Genomic DNA, 21,337 nt, shown 5'->3' on the forward strand with positions numbered 1-21,337 from the left:
TCGCTATAACTTATTATTACTTGAAAATATGTTTTATTTATCGATGTCGGGCACTATGTCGGGACGCTCTTTATCTTCCCATCCTGCAGGGCGTTTGGAATTATACCAGGCGATCGAACCGATAGTTACTGCAGCAATAAAGCCAAGACCTAAAACTGCAGTTGCAGCATAGGGAAAATGGGGTTCTTGAGCGGCAACAGCTAAAAGTAAGTTCGTCATATTTACTTTCCTTTTTTATCTTATCTAGTGTTAGATTTTAACTTACCGTCTTTATCTTCACGCGATATTTTTTCGCTTTTAAATCAGATAGAATGATTTCGATAAGCAATTATTAATCAATAATTAACTTATCGAGCGAGCCGAGCGCATCTTTCTATAGTCTCTACTAATCGATATTTTCCCTCTATCTTTAGATTGATTTAAGTAAATATATCCTAATTCAACTGTCTTAATAGCCTGACAGACTGGTAGAAATAATTAGTTTTACAGCAAACTTAGACTTAATTCAGTTAAAATCTCTATGCAACAACGTATAGAAATTTATTTTTGATAACTATGGTCGCAACTTCCTCTAAACTAAAATACGAAGTCAAAGATTTAGCTCTAGCTTCAGCAGGCAAACAAAGAATTGAATGGGCGGGTAGAGAAATGCCCGTTCTCAAACAAATTAAAGAGCGTTTTGCCCAAGAGAAGCCTTTTGCTGGAGTGCGGTTGGTAGCTTGTTCTCATATTACTACCGAAACAGCCAACTTAGCGATCGCTCTACAAGCTGGTGGTGCGGATGCACTACTGATCGCTAGTAATCCTCTTTCTACTCAAGATGACGTTGCGGCTTGTTTGGTTGCAGAGTATGGTATTCCCGTATTTGCCATTAAAGGAGAGGATAACGAAACCTATCACCGTCACGTTCAAATCGCTTTAGACCACAAGCCCAATATCATTATCGACGATGGTAGTGATGTAGTAGCAACCATGGTTCAAGAGCGCCAGCATCAAATTGAAGATATCATTGGTACTACAGAAGAAACTACTACTGGAATCGTGCGTCTGCGAGCGATGTTTAAAGATGGAGTACTCAGCTTCCCCGCGATGAACGTCAACGATGCCGAAACCAAGCATTTCTTCGATAATCGCTACGGTACTGGTCAGTCTACCCTAGATGGTATTATTCGTGCTACCAACGTTCTTTTGGCTGGTAAAACCGTGGTAGTTGCTGGTTATGGCTGGTGTGGTAAAGGAGTTGCCATGCGTGCTAAAGGACTGGGTGCTAACGTAATCGTGACGGAAATCAATCCCGTACGGGCGATCGAAGCCAAAATGGACGGTTTCCGCGTCATGCCGATGATCGAAGCCGCTCCTCAAGGAGATCTCTTCGTTACTCTCACTGGTAACAAGCACGTCATTCGTTCCGAACACTTTGAAGTGATGAAAAATGGCGCAATGGTTTCTAATTCGGGACACTTCGATCTCGAAATCGATCTTAAGTCTTTAAAAGAGTCTGCTACTGAAGTTAAAGAAGTTCGTAACTTTACTCAAGAGTACAAATTATCCAGCGGTAAATCGATTGTCGTTTTAGGTGAAGGTAGACTGATCAACCTGGCTGCTGCTGAAGGACATCCCAGTGCAGTTATGGATATGAGCTTTGCTAACCAAGCCTTAGCGTGTGAATATTTGGTCAAAAATAAAGGTAATTTGGAGCCTAAAGTACACTCTATTCCCGAAGAAATCGACCAAAATATCGCTGCCTTAAAACTCAAAGGTATGGGAGTCGAAATCGATACTCTGACTGAAGAGCAAGTCAAATACATTAACTCTTGGAATGAAGGTACTTAAGTTTATCTAGTTAGATTAGTTAGATAGTAGGGATGTTTTTAGGAACGTCCCAATTTTTTGGCTTGTATTTTGCCAACGAAAGGGTTTTAATTATAGAGTTTATCTTTGAATACTCTCGCTGGCGATCGCTATTCCTACACTTACTTATGGCTAAACTTTCTGTCGAACTCAATCGCTATTTTTTTGAAGAAGCCAGAATTGAAAAAGAAGTAACGTTAGAAGACATCTTGGCTTTAGCTGAAGAGCGCATATTTGGTTTTTTGTGCGTAATTTTAGCTTTACCCTCTGCTTTGCCGGTACCCGCTCCTGGTTACTCAATTCCTTTTGGCATTGCGATATTTTTCTTGGCCATACAGCTAATCGTAGGTCGCGATCGCCCCTGGTTGCCAGAGAAAATTAGCAAGGGTTCGATGCCATTAACTACGGTACAGAAATTCGTTAGCAAGGGCATTCCTTGGTTGAGGAGAATTGAAGCTCTAACCAAACCTCGTCTCAGCTATATTTGCACTAGTTTCAGTGGTAAAGTACTGATCGGTATCGCGATCGCGCTAATGTCGATTTCGATGATGATTCCCATTCCCGGCACCAACACTTTACCTGCAATGGGCATTTTTGTAACTGGTTTGGGTTTGTTTGAGGATGATGGCATCATTAGCTTGATTGGTTTGCTAATTTGTGCTTTGGGTGCGACTCTTTCGATTTCGATTCTAATTGGGTTTGTTTGGGGTGGTTCGAGTCTACTCGACTTAATAAGAGAGTCATTAGCAAAGTAAACTGTTTATCGCTGCTATAGATCGAAGATATCCTATCGCTTTAACCGAAGACGTGATATTGATAATTAAATAGTCAATATAATCGTCTCGCCGATATGCCGCGATCCCCAAAACTAAAATTTGACCGAGGAACCTTACTATTGCATCCACCGCCAAGAGGTAAAGCTTGGTTGGATTTTGCCACTTGGGACGATCGCGTCGAAAAGTTTCGCATTCCAGCAATTTACTATCGTCCCCTAGTAGAAGCCTTGCAAGCAGATAAAAAAGAATTTATCGACGAGGCTAGAGAATTTTACAATTTACAACTCGATTCTCAAACTAATTTAGAACCCTATCCCCACCAGCAAGAAGCTTTAGCAGCGTGGAAACGTGAAGGTAGAAAAGGGGTGGTAGTTTTACCGACAGCAGCAGGGAAAACCTATTTAGCTCAGTTGGCGATGGAGGCGACTCCCCGCACTACGTTAATTTTGGTTCCTACTTTAGATCTCATGCATCAGTGGTACGCTCAAATAGAAGCTGCCTTTCCCCGTGCCGAAGTTGGTTTGTTGGGAGGTGGTTCTCGCGATCGCACGCCAATTTTAATTGCCACTTATAACAGTGCGGCGATCCATGCCGAAACTTTGGGCAATCGCTACGCCTTACAAATCTTTGACGAATGCCATCATTTACCTACCGACTTTTTTAAAGTCATCGCCGAATATGCGATCGCCCCCTATCGTCTGGGTTTGACGGCGACTCCAGAACGCAGCGATGGTAGCCACCGACTTCTGGATACTCTGATCGGTAAAGTCGTCTATCGTAAAACTGCCGAAGAACTTTCGGGACGTGCCTTGGCGCAACATAAAATAGTTCAAATTAGAGTACAGTTAGCTGACGATGAGAGAATCAAATACGACACGGCGATCGCCATCCGTAATAGTTTTTTAGGTCAATCAAATATCTCTTTAGGCAGTCTCGAAGGTTGGCAACTATTCGTCCAAGCCAGCGCGCGATCGCCACAAGGTAGAAAAGCCATGCTGGCACATCGAGAAGCTAAGGAAATTGCTTTGGGTACGGAGGCTAAACTAAGAGTACTGAACGATTTAATCGCAAAACACGATCCAGAACCGATTTTAATTTTCACTAACGACAACGCCACTGTCTATCGCATCTCGCAAGAGTTTCTCATTCCCGCCATTACTTATCAAACTGGCGTAAAAGAACGTCATCAGATCCTACAGGGTTTTAAACGAGGAGAATATAAAACCTTGGTTGCATCTCACGTACTGAATGAAGGTGTTGACGTACCCGATGCCAGAATAGCGATCGTTTTATCGGGAACGGGTTCGACACGAGAATACATTCAAAGACTCGGTAGGGTATTGCGCAAAGGAAAAACTAGAAACAAACAGGCAATTCTCTATGAAGTAGTTACCGAAAATACCAGCGAAGAACGAACTTCTCAACGTCGTCGGGGGGAGACTCAAGATAAATCTGCATATCGACAATTAGAAATTGTACCCAGTGTTAATAAACCCAAACCTAGCAACAAGAGACGACTAAAAGCAGCAGAAAAGTCGAGCAAATGGAACGATGAGCTAAAATAATTCTCGTGCAAAGGCGCAAAGGCGCAAAGGAGTTAGTCTGCTTTAGTGCATTTTTCTAAAATTGGTATAGGCATTAAATTTCAATTAGACCAATAACAAATTTTGGTTTTTGCTTATGCTAAGTTTAGTTCTCCTAAGCGATCGGAAAATATTGGTTCGCCATAGTCTTCTTCAAGTTTTTCAATAATGCTTGAGTAAAGAACGAGATATCTTATTAGAGGATTTCCAATATGGAATATAAAGCTTTTTGTATCGGAATTACTATATACGATTGAGCTAATTGGTGAGTACGAATATAAAAGAGAAATTTACTTGTTTTTTATACTTTCGATACAATATGATTTTGCGATCGCGTTACTCGATGCGCGACTAATAACTATTGTTGAAATCCTCTTCTATCCGAAGCCGTTAGAGTTTTTCAACGACTTATAGTTAAAACATAGCTGCCCGTTCCGCCCTTATCGTAGGCATTGACGATTACACTATAAATTCCGTTGTCGGGAAGCGTTACTCGTAAGCGAGAGTTGCTATTATCGTCACTGATGTCATCGTTTTGTTCTAAAATATTGCCCTCTGCATCCAAAACGGCGACAAAAGTATCGAATTCATCGCTTTCTAGGCTGATAACAAACGAATCACCTGCTTGACCTTCGAGAGGATAAGAATCATAAAAACTGCCATCGTCGGGAATTGTGTTGTCTCCAGCTTCTAAAGTTCCTCGTTCTACTTTTTCTAATAATTGGGAGTAATTTTGGGTTGCGGTGACTTCGGGTGGCACGCGATCGCTCGCACTGTCTTCTGTATTTCGATCGGTCTCGTCTAAACTGGGAACGGTTGCCACAGGTGGTACGGCAGTTTCTACACCAGCTTCAGAATTAGAAGGTGGAATCGTTTCCCCAGTAGGAAGACTAGTATTTTGAGAATTATCTGTAGTCGTCTCCTCAGAGTTTCTAGGCTGAGTCGGTTGGGGTAGGGTTTGATTATTGCTAGCAGTTTCTACGATCTCTGGAACTGCATCTGGAGAAGTCTCAGCAGCGATCGCGCCTGTTTCTGGTTGGTAGGCGATCGCGCACATATTACCATAGCGTTCGTCGGATTGACAGACGATTCCGGTTTGCTCTAACTGGGTGGCAAATAAGCTACGACGACGGCGGCGGTCGGGAAAGCGATCGTCAACAATTAACTGCATGACAATCGCCTGAGGAGTAACCATTCCGTAGCTAATGTTATTGATACTAATATTATTAGCTGTGGGAAAATTACTGATGGTTTCTAACTGAGTTTTTGCCGTAGCAGCAAGAGCTTCCGAACTGGTTAGAGGAGGTAGGGGTTGTTGTTGGCGTAAAAAAGCGATCGCCTCTTGTAAGGCTTTAAATCCACGGTTGGTTCTGATAGTTGTTTCTCCTGGAAGTCTCAACAAAGCGCCTTCGTAGTATTGCTTTTGTTCTTCTAACCAGTCTGCATAGGCTTGGGGATCGGTTCTAGCTCGATTGATTTCCGCCAAGATTTCAGGTTCAATCACCTTGGATTGAGCTCGAGCGAGTAATTGCGTCGTCAACGCCTTGGTGGCTACGGTCGGAGTGACAGTTGCGATCGCGGCTGGTAAAAGAAAAGAGGAAAGAGAGATTACAATAGCTTTATTAAAGCCAAATGTATTGAGATCGAACATAATTATTTTCTGCCCATATCAGCCTGGTTAATCATACCAACTGCAAACTTTGTGGCATTGCTAATTGGATATGTCAACATAGACAACACAACTATTAAACTTGTTTCTCAAATCTCCAGTCTTTAACAGTCACTGTAATATTTTATGTTAGTACCTTTGACACGAGAAAAATTAGAACAGTTAATTCCTTTAATAGCAACCGGTCAGCAGTACTCTTACTACTGGGGGAAGTGGCAAAATTTACTCAACCGTTTGCTGGTATCGGTAGTGTCAATAGTAGTCGTGTTAATTATAGATTTGGTGGTTGGCGAAGCAGGACAAGCATTGTTTCTATTATTAGGCGCGATCGCTGGTCTTTATTGGCTGTGGTCTCCGGTGTATTCGGCAAGTGTCCGTAACTCTACCGCTCGTCGCTTCAAGTATGGCGGTTTTTGGCAGGGAAAAATACTCGAAATATATCTAACCGAAGAATTAATTGGGGAAGAGCAAACGGTCAACAAACGCGGCGAATTAGTAATTATTGAAAACCGCGAACGCTGGCTTAATTTGATTTTAGTAGACGAGACTGGTTTCGAACTAGAAGTAAAAACGCCTCTCAAGCGAATTCACAAAGCGATCGCCCCCGGTCGCATTGCAGAATTAGTAGTATTGTCCAATCGCCCGGATCTATCTACAGTCGATAAAATTACCGATGCTTACATTCCCGACTACAATCTCTGGATCGGACAGTATCCCTGGCTACAGCGAGATGTATTTTTAGAAGTCAGCCGAGAGCTTGGAGGAATAGCTGCAGCTAAACCCCAATATCGCCGTCGCATCAAACGCAGTCGATTTTAAATTCGGTAACTTGGTAAAATTAAATAACCTAGACTTTTAGCGAGCGAACGTGTTATTCAATCGATCGATCAAGACAATAACATTTCAGACTATATCCACTTTGTTGTTAGCTTTGCTGGCTAGCTGTAATAACAGTAGTGCAATTGAAAATTTAGTCAGTGCCGATCCTCAATTAAGCAAGAATGCCAATGACAGCGAAGAGATAGAAGGTGCTGAAACTGCTACACCACAAACAGAACGTAGCAATAATTCTGCAGATAGTTTTCTAGAATCAAAAGCTACCTCAGAAACCCAACCCGAAGCTAAAGCTAACTTAGCTCGATTTCCCGATTTTATCCCTGTTTATCGTCCAGCAGAGCTAGACCAAGCCGAATTAGAAGCAACTGATGAGAAGGGAACGGCAGTGTGGCGATCGCCAGATGAAATCGATCGCATAGCTGGCTACTATCAAGAACGACTGCGAAGCGAACGCTGGGAAATTATTCAACCATTCAATCTCGCTCCCGAAATCGAAACCTCTGAAGCAATAGCTACTAAGAATAATTTGGAAATTACCGTTTCTCTCGAACAATTGTCTTCAAACGAGGCTACGGATACCGCTAACACTCAGTTAACTATTTCCTATCAACCTACCAAATCAGGAGCGAATTCAGAAATTCTCACCCAGGCAACCCCAGAAGAACTGCGCTCTGCTCCTTCAGATACTGCCGTTGCCGAAGAGCTGGAAAATACAACAAATGATACTTTAGATAACTCAGAGCCAGTAGAAACCGAAGCAAAAGCTGCTCCGGTTAAGACTTTAACCGAGGTAAATTTTACCGATCTCGATGAAGTTCCCGAACAACTCCAACAGTACGTACGAGACGTAGCCAAATTGGGAATTTTGACTCCTTATACTCAAGGAGGAAATGTAGCAATGAACGAGTTTGCTCCGAACCAACCAATAACCCGGAGTGAATATGCTCGCTGGTTAATTGCTGCTAATAACGAATATTATCGAGATTCACCCAGTCAAAAAATTTATGAAACCAAAAATCCAGAAAAACCTGCTTTTAATGATGTAAATTTCGATCACCCTGATTTTAGTGCAATTCAGGGTTTGGCAGAAGCTGGTTTGATTCCCTCAATTCTAACTGACGATAGCAGCAACCTACTATTTCAACCCAATGCTCCTCTAACTAGAGAAGATTTAGTAACTTGGAAAGTACCATTGGATACGCGCAAAGCTCTACCTCAAGCAGATATCGAAGCAATTAAGGAAACTTGGGGATTTCAAGATACGGCTGATATCGACTCTATTGCTTTAAAAGCTTTATTTGCCGATTTTCAAAATCGCGATCGCTCTAATATCGGACGCAGTTTTGGTTACACCACTTTATTCCAACCTCAAAAACCCGTAACTCGTGCCGAAGCAGCAGCTTCTCTTTGGTATTTTGGTTTTCAGGGTGAAGGGATCAGCGCTCCTGAAGCGAGCGAAAATTTTCAGTCGACTGAAACCGAATAAGTATAAATAAATAAGAGAATATGCGTCCCCTAGATGAACCAGACAATAATTTTCAAATCAATCTCGTCCCGATGATTGATGTCATCTTTTCAATTCTGGCTTTTTTCATTATTTCTTCACTGTTTCTGACGCGATCGCAAGGTTTACCGGTAGATTTACCTGCAGCACAAACAGCAGAACCCAAGCAGACGGTACAGATAAATATTACCATCGAACCCGACGGAGATTTGTTTTTAGACCGTCAACCAATAGAACTAGATAAGTTAAAACCTGCTGTGACTGAGAAGATCGAGCCGAATTCCGAATCTGTAGTAATTATCAACGCCGATAAACAAGTCACTCACGGAACCGTAGTTGAGGTTATGGATCTTCTGCGCCAAGTGGAGGGAGCGAGGCTGGCGATCGCTACCACCAAAGAGTAAACCCGATCTGCTTAATTCGAACCTAGCTTAGTTAGATACTTGTAATTGAGAGCCGCGATCGCCTTTGTAAACTTCGATTCTGGTTTGAAATGCTTCTTTAAATTGAGGCATATGGGTAACGGTAAGAATGCAGGCAAAATCCGAGGCGATCGCGTTAATGGCAGCCACTAAACGTTCGCAACCTTCGGCATCTTGGGTACCGAAACCTTCATCGACAATTAACATTTGTAAGGCTGTTCCCGCTCTTTGAGCTAGAAGTTTGGCTAATGCCAATCTAACGGAAAAATTAATTCGAAAAGCTTCCCCTCCAGAGTAGGTTTCATAAGGGCGAGTTCCTCCGGCATCGGCAATTAAAATATCTAAGGTATCGATCAATTTGGTTTTTTTCTTGGAACGATTTTTACTAGCTTTTTGGGTAAGAAACTGAATGTGAAATTGATTTCCCGTCAGTCTGGCTAAAATTTGATTGGCTTCTGCTTCGAGCTGCGGCAAGACATTTTCAATTGTCAGAGCTTGAATGCCATTTTTACCGAAGGCTTGGGTCAATTCTTGATGGATCCGATACTGTTTTTTATATTCGGTTAATTGCTTTTCCCCTTCTTCATATTGAGTTGCCAAGCGATCGATTTGAGCGAGAGATTGCTGGAGACTACCTCTTTGAGAAATTAGTTCGTCTAATTCCTGACGGCGTTGATAGATCGTGCGATCGAGATTTTGAATATCGTTACGATAATCTTCTATTTGGTTTTTTTGAGCGATGTAATTATCTAACTGCTGCTTAGTGTTAGCTTTATCTTGTAGGCGTAAGTCTAACAATCGATCTAATTCTTGCAGTTTTGACTGTAATTGAGGATATTCTCGTTTGGCTTGCTCTAATTCTCGATATTTGAGTTGCCAAGTTTGTGCCTGACGTAATGATTTTAAAATATTTTGATGAGTGGTGCGATCGTAACCTAATGTTTGTATTTGTCGTTCTACACTATCGATCTGTTGTTGAATTTCCGAATCGATAGCTAAGCGTTCTAATTTCTTTTGTAAATCGGTAATTTCTTGTAGTAGCTGTGGTTTTTGTCGATTTAATTTTCCTTGACGCGAGCGGGCATCTTCGATTTTTGCCTGTTTAATCTCTGCCCATCTAAGGTTATTTACTTCTCCTCTAATTAAGGCATGAGTCTGCTCGTCATAATTTAATTGCTGAATCTTAGTATCTAATTGTTTAATTTCTGATTGAAACTTGACTGCATAATTGCCGTTTCGTAGAGAATTTTCTAATCTATCTTTTTCTTCTTGAGTAGCTTGTAAACGATCGTATATTTCTTCGGTTGCTTCTAACTGCGCTTCGAGTTGTCCTAATTGTTGTTGCAAAGAGTCATAATCGATTATTTCCCGAGATATCTGTTGATATTCTTGGCGCAGTAGCTGTAATTCTCGATCGCTGGTGGTTAATTGTTCTCGAATTACCCACATTTGTTCTTCGATTTCTCGTTGCTGTTTGCGGGTTTTATCGATGACGCGATCGCGATGGTGTTGGTCTAGTTCTTGTTGGCACAAAGGGCAAGCTGCATCGGGAATTGCCAGCATTTCTAATTTTTGCTGGAGTTCGTGTTTTTGCCGTTCGTATAAACGGTGGTTTTCCTGTAGTTTTAAACGAAATTCTTTTCTTTCATTGCCTTTTTCTTCAACTCGTTTTTGATAGACTTTTTTCTTATCTAAATCTTCAATACGAGCATCTACTGTCAACAGGCGATCGCGTTTTTCCGGTACTTTTTGAATGTCTGAGGCGAGCTGTTTGGCTGAGGTTTGCAACCGTTCTAAGCGTTCGTAAAGTCGAGCTTCTTCTCTTTCTATTTTGGTCTGCAAACTGTTTCTTTGTTGCAAAAGTGGTGAGACATATTGTTGAATTTTGTCTAATTCTTGCAGTTTTTGACGGTATTTATCTAGCTTGGCTACTGCTTCTGCTACTTCTGCCGCCTGCGATATAGTTTTTTGGATTTCTACTTCCTGTTGTTGGATAGTTTCTAAGCGAGTTTGAATCTGGCCGAGCTGCAGGTTGAGCTCATTTTTCTCCTGGACTAATTGTCTTTCTAACTGTTGTTTTTGCTGCTGTGCTTGTTGATGTGCATCTAATTTTGCCGATAAATCTGTTTCTGCTGTTTGCCAGCTAAGCAGACGTTCGTAGCCGCTAATAATTTCTGGTTCTTCCTCGATTAAGCTAGCTAGTTGCTCTAGTTTAGTTTGTAAGTCGGCAATATCCCTAGTGGCGCGATCGCAGTCTCTGACCAAATTTTGATATTGTTTCTGTTGAATACTGATTTGTTGTTCCCAATTTTGCCGTTGATATTCTAATACCTGTAGTTGCTGTAGGCGAGTGCGATCGCCTTCTTGTAGTTGCTGTAGCTGAGTTAACTGCTGTTTTACTCCTTCTAGTTGAGCTTCAATTGTTTGCCTTTTTTCCAACTCTATTGCTAAGGGAGCTAGACTTTGCTTGAGTTGGTCGATTTTAACTTTATAATCTCTGGCAATTTCTTTAGCTTGAGTGGATAATTGCTCGTAACGGTCTAATTTTAGTAAATCTGCTAAGATTTGCTTGCGTTCGTTTGGGCGACGCAACATAAATTCGTCCGCTCTTCCCTGACGCAGATAAGCTGAGTTGGTAAAAGTATCGTAGTCTAATTTCAAGCAGGCATTAATTTCATCTTGGGTTGCTTTTAGTCCTTTGGCAGTAAGAGAACGAAATCTACCAGACTCGCTTGCTACCTGAAATTCTAAAGAACTACTTTTCCCCCGCGGACGGGAGCGAATAATTTTGTAGCTGCGATCGTTATAAATAAATTCAAAATCGACGCGGACGTTGTTTTCTCCACCATGAATAACGTCATCTTCGGTTGCAGCACGACTTTTTCCCCAAATCGTCCAGGTAATTGCTTCTAATAGGGACGATTTTCCCGCGCCATTGGCACCACAAATACAAGCAGTATGCAATCCTCGAAAGTTCAAGGTTGCATTACGATAACTTAAAAAGTTTTTTAGGGTAAGCTGCAGCGGAATCATGCTTTAGGCAATTTCTCGAACGAGATCGAGGTTTATAAGTATATTTGACCTGTTTTCTAGTTTATTGCCGTGTTTATTAGGTTTTCCGCTTTTTAGCTATATAGTTTATAAAAATTTACAATTGCTAGATAGTATTTGCAGCCTCTATTTTGTGTCAGACTTTGAATTTTGGAACATTTTATAGTAGGGAATACTTTTTTGTACCGAGTAATCTATTTTGGACGAATAAAAATTTCCTTGTCGATCGTAAAAAGCCCAAGTGGTAGGAAAACGCACGATCGCACCTATAGTTAGAGGAACTCCTGATTCTTTAAGAACTTTAATTCTTCTATGTAGAGTGCTTCTCGATAAACCCGTCTCTGCGATCAGTTGCTTATAGGTATATTTTTTGCCGTCGATTAACATCTTTGCTACTTTTTGTGTCAGAAGTTTAATTATGGCACAAAGATCTTTGGCGTCATCCAAATCATTAAAGATGCGATCGCTAAAATAAACTACATCTACTTTGAAAACTCTATTTTTTAATTTTTCTAGTTCTAGGTTAAAGAGATTTAGCTGAAACTCCAGTTTTCTATCTGAAAGCGGTTTAATTCTCGAGCTCTTTTATCCCCGCGTTACTTCATAAGCATTTTTCTTAAGGACAACAATAGTTTCAGAATGCTGTTTATTTTCATTTGTGTCATATTTAAATTTATGACACATTAAATCAGGAGTTAAGCTATAGATAAATAATGGGAATTTCAATCATGGCATTACCCAGAATCAAAATAGCCAAAGATAAAGCCGAATTGGTACGAAATCTTATCGATGCTAAAGGTTCTACCGCACCATTTCAAACCTACGCTGATGTGGTGGCGTTTGCTGCTAGCTTAGGAGCAAAGCATCAATATCGCGTACCTATTAAAGAAGTATCCCATAACGAACCCGCACCCATTAGCTTAGAAGTATTTATCTCTCGTGGTTACGAAAGTTTAATTAAACTACTGGCGATCGCCGAAACTCAAGATTTAAACATTATTGGAACTCACGATTTAATAGCAGAAGCCCAAAGAATCGCGATCTTTGAAGAGTATGCTAATGGTGGACTGGAAAAATTAAGAGAGGAGTTACGGGGTGCGGTAGATTATACCGAAAGACTGTTACTGATTCTCAATGGAGAGAGATTTAAAGTAGAAACTACTGACGAAGAGTTTGACTTGAGTCGGTTTTTATAAAATGTCGCTCGCTCTAAAAACTATAGTTTCATTCTTGGTTACTTTAAATCTTATCAATTACGGTACATTTTTGAGCCACTTAAATTAACCACAGGCAAGTCCGATGAGAACCCTAGGCGCATAATATACTCATTGTCATTCAACAGCAATCGTGTACGGATACGATGTGTGGTGAAAAGTTCGAGTCACGAGTGAGGATAAATTTAGATGGTGAAACCTTTACCAGCTGTAGACGAAAACTTAGCTAACATTCTGTAGAACCTCTGTGAAAAATCGCTTCTTTAAAAAAAATGTGTCATATTTTTAATTTTGATACATTAGGTTCTGTTGACACAATTAACGCAACCAAATTAAAGCCGAAGCAAATTCGGCAAATCCCAAATAACATTCGTCAGTTTTGTCAAAACGGCTGAAAACGCGACGATAGTATTTAAGTTTGTTAAAAAAGCACTCAACTAGATGTCGCTCCTTGTACAGATGTGAATCGTAATCTCTAGGGTTGAGGCGACCAGAACGAGGCGGAATCACGCCTTGAGCACCAGTTTCCTCAATCAAGACCACAAAAGCATCACAATCATAGCCTTTATCGGCAATTACCTGTTGAGCTCGATAACCAGCCACCAATGCCTCTCCTTGACTGATATCGGCGGTTTGCCCTGGAGTCAGAAGCAACCGCAGCGGATTGCCCAACGCATCTACCACAGCATGTAACTTGGTACTAAATCCGCCACAAGAACCTCCTAAAGAGTGTTTTTCTGACCCCCTTTTGCTCCTGCTGCACAGGGATGAGCACGAATCATGGTGCTATCGGGAATTAAACTTTCTAAGTCAGCAGAGTGGGACATTTCTTGCAAGAGACGATGCCAAACTCCCTTCTGACACCAACGCCGATATCGTTTGTAGAGGCTGTTCCAGTTGCCAAAACGTTTGGGTAATTCACGCCATTGAGCACCTGTGCGAGTAATCCAGAGAACCGCATTCAGAAAACGACGACAAGCTTTGGGGTCTTTGATACGGATGTCTTGTTGGTGGCTCAGAACAACGAAAATTTGCTGCCAAGCAGAATCGTCCAACTTAACACGAGATTTCATGAAGAATTTTTTGACTAAAATCAGCAACTTCAGGTACTTTCTCATCTTTGCCTCTTTACGTCAACAGAACCTAAACATTGCTGCAGTTTATAGATTAATTTAGTCGTGCCGCTTGTCGATCGATCGACCGTACAGATTTTTTCTCTCTCCTGGCGATCGCTTTCTCTAGTAGCTTAAACAAGCTAATTTATATCATATTTTTAATTTTGACACAAATTCCAAAAAAAAGCCTCAAGTGACCTAGGTTTAATCTTTGAGACTTGAGGTTATTAAATTATTGAAAAGCCAGTTATCGACTAGCCTAGCCAGCGAAAGCTACGATGTAATTACTCCGTAGCACGCTTTTTTACTCTAACTCGGCGAGTAACCATAGTAATACCATCACCACGCACCAAAATAGCAGATAGCCAATTATTATCTGGAAGTAATGGTGCAGTGACTAACTTATAAATTCCTCCTGCTGGCAGAGGCTGTAATTCTAAACTAGTAGGGTTAAGATAGCGATCGCTTCCCGTTCTTTCTTCCTCAACTGCACCCAAAAGTACATCTTCTCCGAGAGGTTCGGTAACGACAACATCAAAATTGTATCTCTCGCCCGACTCTACAACTTCGGGAACGTAAACTTCAACTTGCGGCGGATTTTGTCCTGAAGTCAATTTAGTTCGTTCTGATAAAATTTCTTGACGGATTAATTTATTGTCTTGAAAATACTGGCGCGATCGCACAGTAGACTCGAGACGGAGTTCTCTTCCCTGGTTGTTTTGAATTCCGCTAATGTTAGTTATGGTTTCGGCTACTAGCTCATCACCATTATCTTCCCAAGATTCTATGGTCGTAGAATAACGAATACGGGGATAGTCCTTCCACATTTCCCTTAAAGCTTGAGAAAGAGAATTACGAGTTAAGCCATCGGTATTACTGTATTCGGGACTATAGTACTGCATGACCTCTGGGAGATCTTGGCTATTAGCGGCTGCTTGTATTTCGGCAATAACTGTTTGTAGCTCTTCCGGTATATTTTCAGCAGTTTGCGCCCGGACTAAGTTAGTAAAACCGCCCAAAATACCCAAGCTAAGCAGAAAACCAAGGGACAGGCTACATCTAAAAGTTAGATTTTTACACGCAGCTAAAATTTTCATAGATTTCGTTTTTATTAAAATAAGTACAGTACAAAATAGTTCGTGGTGAACTTAATTTTTCTCAACAATTTAGCACAAACACTTCACTAAATCTTCAATTTATCAGATTTAATCTTTATTCAATCTTTAATATTGGCATTTTTAAAACTCTCACAATAAAATAGTAAGTAAATTAAGTAATTTATTGGTCTGAAAGTAATTCGAGCGCCAATTACATAAATATCTGGCAAGTTTATAACTTAAATCTTTTTTACTACCAAACCGCAGAAAATTTACGGTGTGGTTTTTTTCGACAAAAAGATCGAACACCAATTATTGTCTCTTGCACACGCCTAAATAATTAAAATGAATGAAACCCATTGTAGCAAATCTACTGATCGCTATTTTTTTTTGTGGTTCTTTTGCTAATTATCCTGCCTTAGCTGATTCTCAACTAGAGAAACCGTCAAGAGCGTCAGATGCTGCTGTTTCAGCCAATCTGCTTACCTACGATAAATTACCGACTTTTTTTCCTGCTGTCAATATCTATCAGATTATTTCGATTGATAAGTTGCAAGCCGTAGATTTTGACAGCTTCAATTTAATTACGATTAGCGACTGGAACTTAAGATTAAATCAACAGCCTTTTACCTATCAGTATGAAAAAGAAGATTTAATTCTTGGTTTTCAAAACACTTTTTGGTCTAGTCAAAATCGGAGATATTGGGGTGTAACTACTGTCGAGTATTTGAGAGAAAATCGGGTTAAGAAGCAACTAAACTTAACTCAACTTAATTACACTAATGAAGCTCCCCTGTTAACTCCAAGGAAAGCTGTATTGACTATTTCTGGCGGCGGAGAGCGAAATTCAGTTAATAATCATTCTAATAATTTTTTAGGAAAATTTGAAGATTTTAGAGGTGGAGTTACCTATCATCAAAGTTTGTCAGATGCTCTCACCTTTGGCATTGGTTTTGTTTACGAAGATTTATTGCAAAGTTTTAGTCAATTTACTTATCAAAGTAATTTTCTTCCTTTACGTACTACTGTCTCGTTGTTAACAGGAGATCGCGGATTAGAAGTTCATTCTCATCTTCGTTTTAAACCTTCAAATGATTTTGTAATTAATTACTATCACGAACGAGAGGAACAAAAATTTGATTTAAATTGGGCGATGCTTTCTGGTTTGAGTCTAACAGCAAAAGGAAATAGCCTACAAGAATCTTTAAGTGCGGGATTAAAAGTAGCGGTAAAAAGCCAATTCTTTTCTTTATTTGCTAGAGCAGAACTCGAGAATAACCAGAATTGGAATTGGCGCCTCGATTCTCAACTAGGTAGCTTACGATTAATTCACGCCGCTAATAGACTCAAATCTCAATCGGAAATTGATTTGAATATATTAGACTCATTACCTAATAATTTTGGCTGCTCGCTCTTTTTTAAATATGAAACTCGGCAGTCAGGGGGAGAACGAGAAACTCTTACCGTTTGGGGAGGTAGTTTACATTCTAAACTGAATCTCGAGAACAATGAATATCGATGGAAATTGGATTTAGGTTATGGCATTGGTTCTCAGGGAAATGGTGCGATCGCCTCTACCTCAATCGGATTAATGCCCAATTTATCTCTCAAGTTAATTTATGAAGAAGTATCTGCTCTATCCGACGATACTAATATTAAGTTGCAGCTAGCTCAATAAATAATAATTTTCTATCAATACTGCGATCGCTCTGTTACGGTGTTTCTGGCTTCATAATAGTGAGTGCTATGGTTCGAACCTCTGTGGAAAGCTAAAAACTTCTAATTCCGATAAGGGTAATTATCGGAATTAGAATTCCGAGTAACGCTTCAAACAGTATTTATAGCTACAAATAACTACAGGATTCCACTTTTAGTATGGATTAATTATTTAAAAGTATTGCTAATTAAAATGCTCTTATCTCAACTTGCCCACGAGCGCGAAATTCGTTATTTTTTGATTTCCTTTACAGATTTATTTGGCGTAGCGAGAGCTAAACTCGTACCCGCTCGCAGCATCGATGAAATGGCAGACAATGGTGCGGGATTTGCCGGCTTTGCTGCCTGGTTAGATCTGTCTCCTGCCGACCCCGATGTTCTGGCAATACCAGACCGCGACAGTTTATTTCAATTACCTTGGCAAACCGAAGTGGCTTGGATGGCAGCGGATTTATATGGCACAGATGGAAAACCTCTAGCACAAACACCCAGGCTAGTATTAAAGCGAGTACTAGAACGAGCCGCAGAACGAGGATATCTAATCAAAACCGGAGTAGAATGCGAATATTTTCTCTTATCTGCCGATGGCGGCGAAATTTCCGACAGTCGCGATCGCGCTACTAAACCCTGTTACGATCAACAGGCACTGATGCGTCGCTTTGATGTGGTTAGCGAAATTTGTGATGCTATGTCGTTATTAGGCTGGCAACCCTATCAAAACGATCACGAAGATGCTAACGGACAGTTTGAAATGAACTGGACATATGATAATGCTCTGGTTACGGCAGACCGCCATGCCTTTTTTAAATACATGGTCAAAACCATTGCCGAAAAACACGGATTTCGTGCCTCCTTTATGCCTAAGCCTTTTGCCAATCTCACAGGCAACGGTTGTCATATCCATATTTCTATCTGGGATAGTTCGGGCAATAACAACTTATTTTTAGATTCACGAGGAGAATTGGGGCTTTCTACTTTAGCCTATCAATTTATCGCTGGAGTGCTCAATTCAGCTTCAGCTTTATGCGCTTTTGCCAATCCCTGCGTTAATTCCTATAAGCGGATTAATTCACCAGTAACCCGATCGGGAGCTACCTGGTCGCCCAATACTATTAGCTACAGTGGTAACAATCGTACCCATACTATTCGCATTCCCGAGCCAGGACGCTTTGAATTGCGACTGGCAGATGGTGCGGCAAATCCCTATCTTCTCCCCGCCGCTATTATTGCTGCGGGACTAGATGGTATAGAGCGTCAAATAAATCCAGGCGATCGCTCGGATAATAATAGCTACACCGAACCTTCATCTTCAAACCATCTCAAACGACTTCCTAGTAACCTGCTAGATGCACTGCGCTGTTTGGAAGGCAATACAGTCTTTTCAGAAGCTCTTGGTGCATCCTTTATGGCTTCCTATTTAAAGCTTAAATATCAACAGTGGAAAGAATACAGTAATCAGATTACTTCTTGGGAATTGGATCGCACCTTAGACTGTTGAAGTAGTAAGTAGGGGAAGATAGTTTTAATCACCTTTTCTAATTCTGCTGAAGTATGAGTATTAAAGATAGAGGGCTTAATAACCTGGGGGCTGGTTAAAACCATCAATCATTCGCTCGATTTCGCGAGCAATTGCTAGAAACTCCAAATCTCGCCCTGAGCGATTAAACAATCTCGTCTATTCAAAGCTTGCATATACTGAGAGAAGTCAACAGGAAAAGCTTTAAGAAATCCTCAGCCAGATTTCCCAACTCAGAAGTCCAACCAATGCGTAGAGATGATAGGGATTTTTAGAGTTTAATTATCGTTTTCCAGTTCTTCAATTAACAGAGCGACTCGTTCGGCTTGTTCGGTATTTTCAACTTCTTGGTACAATTCTAAAGCTCGATTGAGGGATGCGATCGCTTCATTATTTCGATTTCTAGCTTTTAAAGCCATACCCAAACCATAATAGCCAGCAGGGTTTTTTGGAGCAATTTCCGTCAAACGCCGATAGGCAACAACTGCTCGTAAATAGTCTTGCCGTGCCAAATAAATATTGCTAATTCCTTCTTGAGCTACGACCGAATCCGGCTCTAAAATAGAAGCCTGTTTGTATTCTGCTAGAGCAGCATCTAAATCCCCTTGCTGTAGTAAAACTTCTCCAGTTTTGAGATAGAGAGTAGAGTTCTGAGGATTTAATTTTTTTGCTACTTGTAGAGTCTGTAAACCTCGTGCGGTGTCACCCCGGTCTAATAAAGCCTTTGCTAACTCTAGCCTCAGCTCGTCAAACTGCTGATTTTGGGCGATCGCCTTTTGTAAGAGATTTATAGCTTCAGAATAACGTTGCCGCTCGATTAAAATTGTGGAAATAACTTGATATGCTTCTCGATTATCGGGAGCTAGAGAGAGAATGCGATAATAGGTGTCTAGGGCACGATCGTATTGTTGTTCTCTTAACTGCACTATACCCAAACCGATATAGTTTTGAACATTTTCTGGCTCGAGAGCGATGGCTCGTTGATAAGCTTGGGCGGCTCGAACATTTTTTCCCGCATTACCAAAGCTGTAGCCCAAAGCGTAGTAAAGTTCGGCATTGTCGGGTTCGAGAGCGATCGCTTTCTTATAAGCAGCGATCGCTAATTGATAATTTTGTTTCTGAGCTTGTAAATAGCCAATTCCCGAGAAAATTTGCGCATTATTAGCATCTAAAGTTGCCGCCCGTTCGTAAATCGCCAAAGCGCGATCGTAGTCTTTGGCTTCGACATATTCCTTTCCCTGAAGCAATAGCTCGTTTAACTCTGATTCGTTAGCCTGAACGATAATGGTAGACGGCTCATTTTTGCTAGACGATAAAATTAGAGGCTCTCTGGCACTCGCTCCTTCAATTTGAATCAGGGCGATGACACTCAATAATAACCAACAAGATTGCAAAAGGTTTGATTTTACCACGGTAAATTAGCTACACTCTTTTCACTTGGCATTGTAGTTGAGAAACTGACGGTAATTTTTCCCATGCCAAATTATGTAAATTATGCCTCGGGCTTGACAATAAATATTACTAAATAAATTTTCAATCACAGCGCAATATTCTAACTCAAACAGCCTTGAGAGGCAGAAACCGTTCGGGAAAACTAAGAAGATGTCGATTATTCTCGTTCGTAGATTTTTAATTGAGATTATTTTGGGCTTCTAAAGCTACCTGTTCTACTTCGTCTTCCTTCAGCTTGGCGATAGTAGCATGAGCTTCTTCTCCTCCCAATCTGCCTAAAGCCTGAACCAAACGATAGCGTATTTGCCAATCGTCATTATCGGCAAAAGGTATTAGTAAAGGGACGGCACGAACATCACCCAATTCTCCTAAAGAACCAATGGCTGCGGTTTGTAATAAATTATTGTCTGATTTTAAAGCTTCTTCTAACAGCTCGAAACCCCGACTATCTCCCATCTCTCCTAAAGCAGCCACAATACTAAATTGAATTAGCCATTCTGAAGTCTGGTGGTACATATTTGCTAAATCGTCAAAAGCCTCAACCAACTTCAAACCACCGATAGCATCCGCCGCCGCCGCTTGAACATCTGGTTCTGGATCGTTATGCAAGCGATCGCGCAATAATTCTAAGGCAGTCGAGCGGTGATTTTTACCTAACGTATCTAACTGACTGACTGCGGCATAGCGCACGCGAGTATTTTTGTCGGTTATCATCGGCTGAATCATCTCAAAAGCGACATTTGGATCGATTTGTCGCAACTGATTCAAACCTCGAATTCGCTCGCCAAAATTTTCTGAATTTAATAACTCTTTGATGGATTCTGGACTAATGCTCATGGTTTAAAATTTCTATCCGATTGCAAATTAAAAATCGATTGTCAATACTACTTACTAAGACAGATTAGATTTGCTCGATATTTAACTACTCTTCCAAAGACATCATGCGAATTACGTCGCTTTGAGTAATCATTCCTAAAACTAGTCGAGATGCTTTATCCACGACAGGCAAACGGCGCACTTTTTTTTCGTGCATAATTCGAGCCGCTTCTCTTACCGAGCGCTCTGGAGTAATCGTGATGGGATTTTCGTTCATTACTTCCCCTACAGTTTGCCCCAGTGCTTTATGAATCTCTTTGTTGTAGCGAGCGGGGTTTTGCAAGTAAATCACGCTATCGAGAAACATTACATAAGGCGGAGGTTCTACTCCCGTTTCTTGCCACATCAAATCGGATTCTGAAATTATTCCCACCAGCTTGCCTCGATCGTCCACTACTGGCAAACCAGTAACCTTCTTTTCTGCCAGAATTTGAATTGCTTCTTGTAGTGAGGTTTGAGGTTTGACAACGATCGGGTCGGATGTCATCACATCAGCGACAGTTTTATTCATGCTCTAGGTATCAAATAATTCTAATTTTTGCGTTTTATTATCGGTTTAACCAATGTAGCGCGATCGAGCCTTACTAAAAACAAACCGTTATTAAAATTAGCAACTAGGTTCAAATCATAAATCATATCTAATTTAAAGAAAGCTTTG

The 21,337-nt window shown here is 40.8% G+C and carries 18 protein-coding genes; 9 read left to right on the forward strand and 9 right to left on the reverse strand.

Features of this window, described 5'->3' with window-relative positions:
* Positions 1 to 33 precede the first annotated feature (33 nt).
* Positions 34 to 219, reverse strand: a complete 186-nt coding sequence (psb35, locus tag ACLFKQ_RS25890; RefSeq protein ID WP_449002554.1) for a photosystem II assembly protein Psb35 — start codon at positions 217 to 219, stop codon at positions 34 to 36.
* Positions 220 to 555: 336 nt separating this feature from the next.
* Here psb35 and ahcY point away from each other — a divergent pair, with 336 nt between their 5' ends.
* The 3 genes from ahcY (at position 556) to ACLFKQ_RS25905 (ending at position 4,192) form a co-directional block, all read left to right on the forward strand.
* Positions 556 to 1,833, forward strand: coding sequence for an adenosylhomocysteinase (gene ahcY / locus ACLFKQ_RS25895; protein ID WP_449002555.1), 1,278 nt, complete (start codon positions 556 to 558; stop codon positions 1,831 to 1,833).
* 146 nt (positions 1,834 to 1,979) lie between these two features.
* A complete protein-coding gene (locus ACLFKQ_RS25900) occupies positions 1,980 to 2,606 on the forward strand; it encodes an exopolysaccharide biosynthesis protein (protein ID WP_449002556.1) in 627 nt (208 codons plus the stop codon).
* A gap of 95 nt (positions 2,607 to 2,701) precedes the next feature.
* Positions 2,702 to 4,192 carry a DEAD/DEAH box helicase gene (locus ACLFKQ_RS25905; protein ID WP_449002557.1) on the forward strand — a complete coding sequence of 497 codons (1,491 nt, stop codon included), beginning with the start codon at positions 2,702 to 2,704 and terminating at the stop codon, positions 4,190 to 4,192.
* Between the two features lie 418 nt (positions 4,193 to 4,610).
* Here ACLFKQ_RS25905 and ACLFKQ_RS25910 read toward each other — a convergent pair whose 3' ends face one another.
* Positions 4,611 to 5,861, reverse strand: a complete 1,251-nt coding sequence (locus ACLFKQ_RS25910; protein WP_449002558.1) for a pre-peptidase C-terminal domain-containing protein — start codon at positions 5,859 to 5,861, stop codon at positions 4,611 to 4,613.
* Positions 5,862 to 6,005: 144 nt separating this feature from the next.
* Here ACLFKQ_RS25910 and ACLFKQ_RS25915 point away from each other — a divergent pair, with 144 nt between their 5' ends.
* From ACLFKQ_RS25915 to ACLFKQ_RS25925, 3 genes are all read left to right on the forward strand, one after another.
* Positions 6,006 to 6,698, forward strand: a complete 693-nt coding sequence (locus ACLFKQ_RS25915; RefSeq protein ID WP_449002559.1) for a phosphate ABC transporter permease — start codon at positions 6,006 to 6,008, stop codon at positions 6,696 to 6,698.
* A 100-nt stretch (positions 6,699 to 6,798) separates the two neighbouring features.
* On the forward strand, positions 6,799 to 8,202 hold the full coding sequence (locus ACLFKQ_RS25920; protein ID WP_449002560.1) for an S-layer homology domain-containing protein: 1,404 nt from the start codon (positions 6,799 to 6,801) through the stop codon (positions 8,200 to 8,202).
* A gap of 20 nt (positions 8,203 to 8,222) precedes the next feature.
* Positions 8,223 to 8,624, forward strand: coding sequence for an ExbD/TolR family protein (locus ACLFKQ_RS25925; RefSeq protein ID WP_449002561.1), 402 nt, complete (start codon positions 8,223 to 8,225; stop codon positions 8,622 to 8,624).
* Between the two features lie 27 nt (positions 8,625 to 8,651).
* On the opposite strand, the gene sbcC is transcribed toward ACLFKQ_RS25925, so the two are convergent.
* Both sbcC and ACLFKQ_RS25935 read right to left on the reverse strand, forming a co-directional pair.
* Positions 8,652 to 11,675 carry an exonuclease subunit SbcC gene (sbcC, locus tag ACLFKQ_RS25930; RefSeq protein WP_449002562.1) on the reverse strand — a complete coding sequence of 1,008 codons (3,024 nt, stop codon included), beginning with the start codon at positions 11,673 to 11,675 and terminating at the stop codon, positions 8,652 to 8,654.
* 144 nt (positions 11,676 to 11,819) lie between these two features.
* On the reverse strand, positions 11,820 to 12,140 hold the full coding sequence (locus ACLFKQ_RS25935; protein ID WP_449002563.1) for an HTH domain-containing protein: 321 nt from the start codon (positions 12,138 to 12,140) through the stop codon (positions 11,820 to 11,822).
* 281 nt (positions 12,141 to 12,421) lie between these two features.
* On the opposite strand from ACLFKQ_RS25935, the gene ACLFKQ_RS25940 reads away from it, so the two are divergent.
* The gene (locus ACLFKQ_RS25940; protein WP_449002584.1) at positions 12,422 to 12,889 is read left to right on the forward strand and encodes a DNA phosphorothioation-associated protein 4; all 468 of its coding nucleotides are present in this window, start codon (positions 12,422 to 12,424) and stop codon (positions 12,887 to 12,889) included.
* Between the two features lie 336 nt (positions 12,890 to 13,225).
* Here ACLFKQ_RS25940 and ACLFKQ_RS25945 read toward each other — a convergent pair.
* Together ACLFKQ_RS25945 and ACLFKQ_RS25950 are read right to left on the reverse strand one after the other, a co-directional pair.
* Positions 13,226 to 13,980, reverse strand: a protein-coding gene (locus tag ACLFKQ_RS25945) for an IS5 family transposase (protein WP_448998612.1) whose coding sequence is annotated in 2 segments (ribosomal slippage) — positions 13,226 to 13,657 and positions 13,660 to 13,980 — 753 coding nt in all. Because the reading frame shifts where the segments join, the coding sequence is not laid out codon by codon here.
* A 326-nt stretch (positions 13,981 to 14,306) separates the two neighbouring features.
* Positions 14,307 to 15,119 carry a nuclear transport factor 2 family protein gene (locus ACLFKQ_RS25950; RefSeq protein ID WP_449002564.1) on the reverse strand — a complete coding sequence of 271 codons (813 nt, stop codon included), beginning with the start codon at positions 15,117 to 15,119 and terminating at the stop codon, positions 14,307 to 14,309.
* A 349-nt stretch (positions 15,120 to 15,468) separates the two neighbouring features.
* Between ACLFKQ_RS25950 and ACLFKQ_RS25955 the strand changes: the two genes are divergently transcribed.
* Both ACLFKQ_RS25955 and glnT read left to right on the forward strand, forming a co-directional pair.
* Positions 15,469 to 16,797, forward strand: coding sequence for a hypothetical protein (locus ACLFKQ_RS25955; protein WP_449002565.1), 1,329 nt, complete (start codon positions 15,469 to 15,471; stop codon positions 16,795 to 16,797).
* Positions 16,798 to 17,028: 231 nt separating this feature from the next.
* Complete coding sequence (glnT, locus tag ACLFKQ_RS25960; protein WP_449002566.1) at positions 17,029 to 18,333, forward strand: type III glutamate--ammonia ligase; 1,305 nt, start codon at positions 17,029 to 17,031, stop codon at positions 18,331 to 18,333.
* Between the two features lie 296 nt (positions 18,334 to 18,629).
* On the opposite strand, the gene ACLFKQ_RS25965 is transcribed toward glnT, so the two are convergent.
* From ACLFKQ_RS25965 to ACLFKQ_RS25975, 3 genes are all read right to left on the reverse strand, one after another.
* Complete coding sequence (locus ACLFKQ_RS25965; protein WP_449002567.1) at positions 18,630 to 19,763, reverse strand: tetratricopeptide repeat protein; 1,134 nt, start codon at positions 19,761 to 19,763, stop codon at positions 18,630 to 18,632.
* A gap of 217 nt (positions 19,764 to 19,980) precedes the next feature.
* On the reverse strand, positions 19,981 to 20,640 hold the full coding sequence (gene nblB, locus ACLFKQ_RS25970; protein ID WP_449002568.1) for a phycobilisome degradation protein NblB: 660 nt from the start codon (positions 20,638 to 20,640) through the stop codon (positions 19,981 to 19,983).
* A gap of 85 nt (positions 20,641 to 20,725) precedes the next feature.
* The gene (locus ACLFKQ_RS25975; protein ID WP_449002569.1) at positions 20,726 to 21,190 is read right to left on the reverse strand and encodes a CBS domain-containing protein; all 465 of its coding nucleotides are present in this window, start codon (positions 21,188 to 21,190) and stop codon (positions 20,726 to 20,728) included.
* Positions 21,191 to 21,337: the final 147 nt, after the last annotated feature.

Source organism: Myxosarcina sp. GI1(2024), from assembly GCF_053543375.1.

What these genes read in the sequence shown, in the direction of transcription:
- ACLFKQ_RS25950 (WP_449002564.1), bottom strand. Translation starts at nt 15,119, where the DNA reads ATGAAAATTTTAGCTGCGTGTAAAAATCTAACTTTTAGATGTAGCCTG.
- psb35 (WP_449002554.1), bottom strand. Translation starts at nt 219, where the DNA reads ATGACGAACTTACTTTTAGCTGTTGCCGCTCAAGAACCCCATTTTCCC.
- ACLFKQ_RS25975 (WP_449002569.1), bottom strand. Translation starts at nt 21,190, where the DNA reads ATGAATAAAACTGTCGCTGATGTGATGACATCCGACCCGATCGTTGTC.
- nblB (WP_449002568.1), bottom strand. Translation starts at nt 20,640, where the DNA reads ATGAGCATTAGTCCAGAATCCATCAAAGAGTTATTAAATTCAGAAAAT.
- sbcC (WP_449002562.1), bottom strand. Translation starts at nt 11,675, where the DNA reads ATGATTCCGCTGCAGCTTACCCTAAAAAACTTTTTAAGTTATCGTAAT.
- ACLFKQ_RS25915 (WP_449002559.1), top strand. Translation starts at nt 6,006, where the DNA reads ATGTTAGTACCTTTGACACGAGAAAAATTAGAACAGTTAATTCCTTTA.
- glnT (WP_449002566.1), top strand. Translation starts at nt 17,029, where the DNA reads ATGCTCTTATCTCAACTTGCCCACGAGCGCGAAATTCGTTATTTTTTG.
- ACLFKQ_RS25925 (WP_449002561.1), top strand. Translation starts at nt 8,223, where the DNA reads ATGCGTCCCCTAGATGAACCAGACAATAATTTTCAAATCAATCTCGTC.
- ACLFKQ_RS25940 (WP_449002584.1), top strand. Translation starts at nt 12,422, where the DNA reads ATGGCATTACCCAGAATCAAAATAGCCAAAGATAAAGCCGAATTGGTA.
- ACLFKQ_RS25910 (WP_449002558.1), bottom strand. Translation starts at nt 5,861, where the DNA reads ATGTTCGATCTCAATACATTTGGCTTTAATAAAGCTATTGTAATCTCT.
- ahcY (WP_449002555.1), top strand. Translation starts at nt 556, where the DNA reads ATGGTCGCAACTTCCTCTAAACTAAAATACGAAGTCAAAGATTTAGCT.
- ACLFKQ_RS25905 (WP_449002557.1), top strand. Translation starts at nt 2,702, where the DNA reads ATGCCGCGATCCCCAAAACTAAAATTTGACCGAGGAACCTTACTATTG.
- ACLFKQ_RS25955 (WP_449002565.1), top strand. Translation starts at nt 15,469, where the DNA reads ATGAAACCCATTGTAGCAAATCTACTGATCGCTATTTTTTTTTGTGGT.
- ACLFKQ_RS25900 (WP_449002556.1), top strand. Translation starts at nt 1,980, where the DNA reads ATGGCTAAACTTTCTGTCGAACTCAATCGCTATTTTTTTGAAGAAGCC.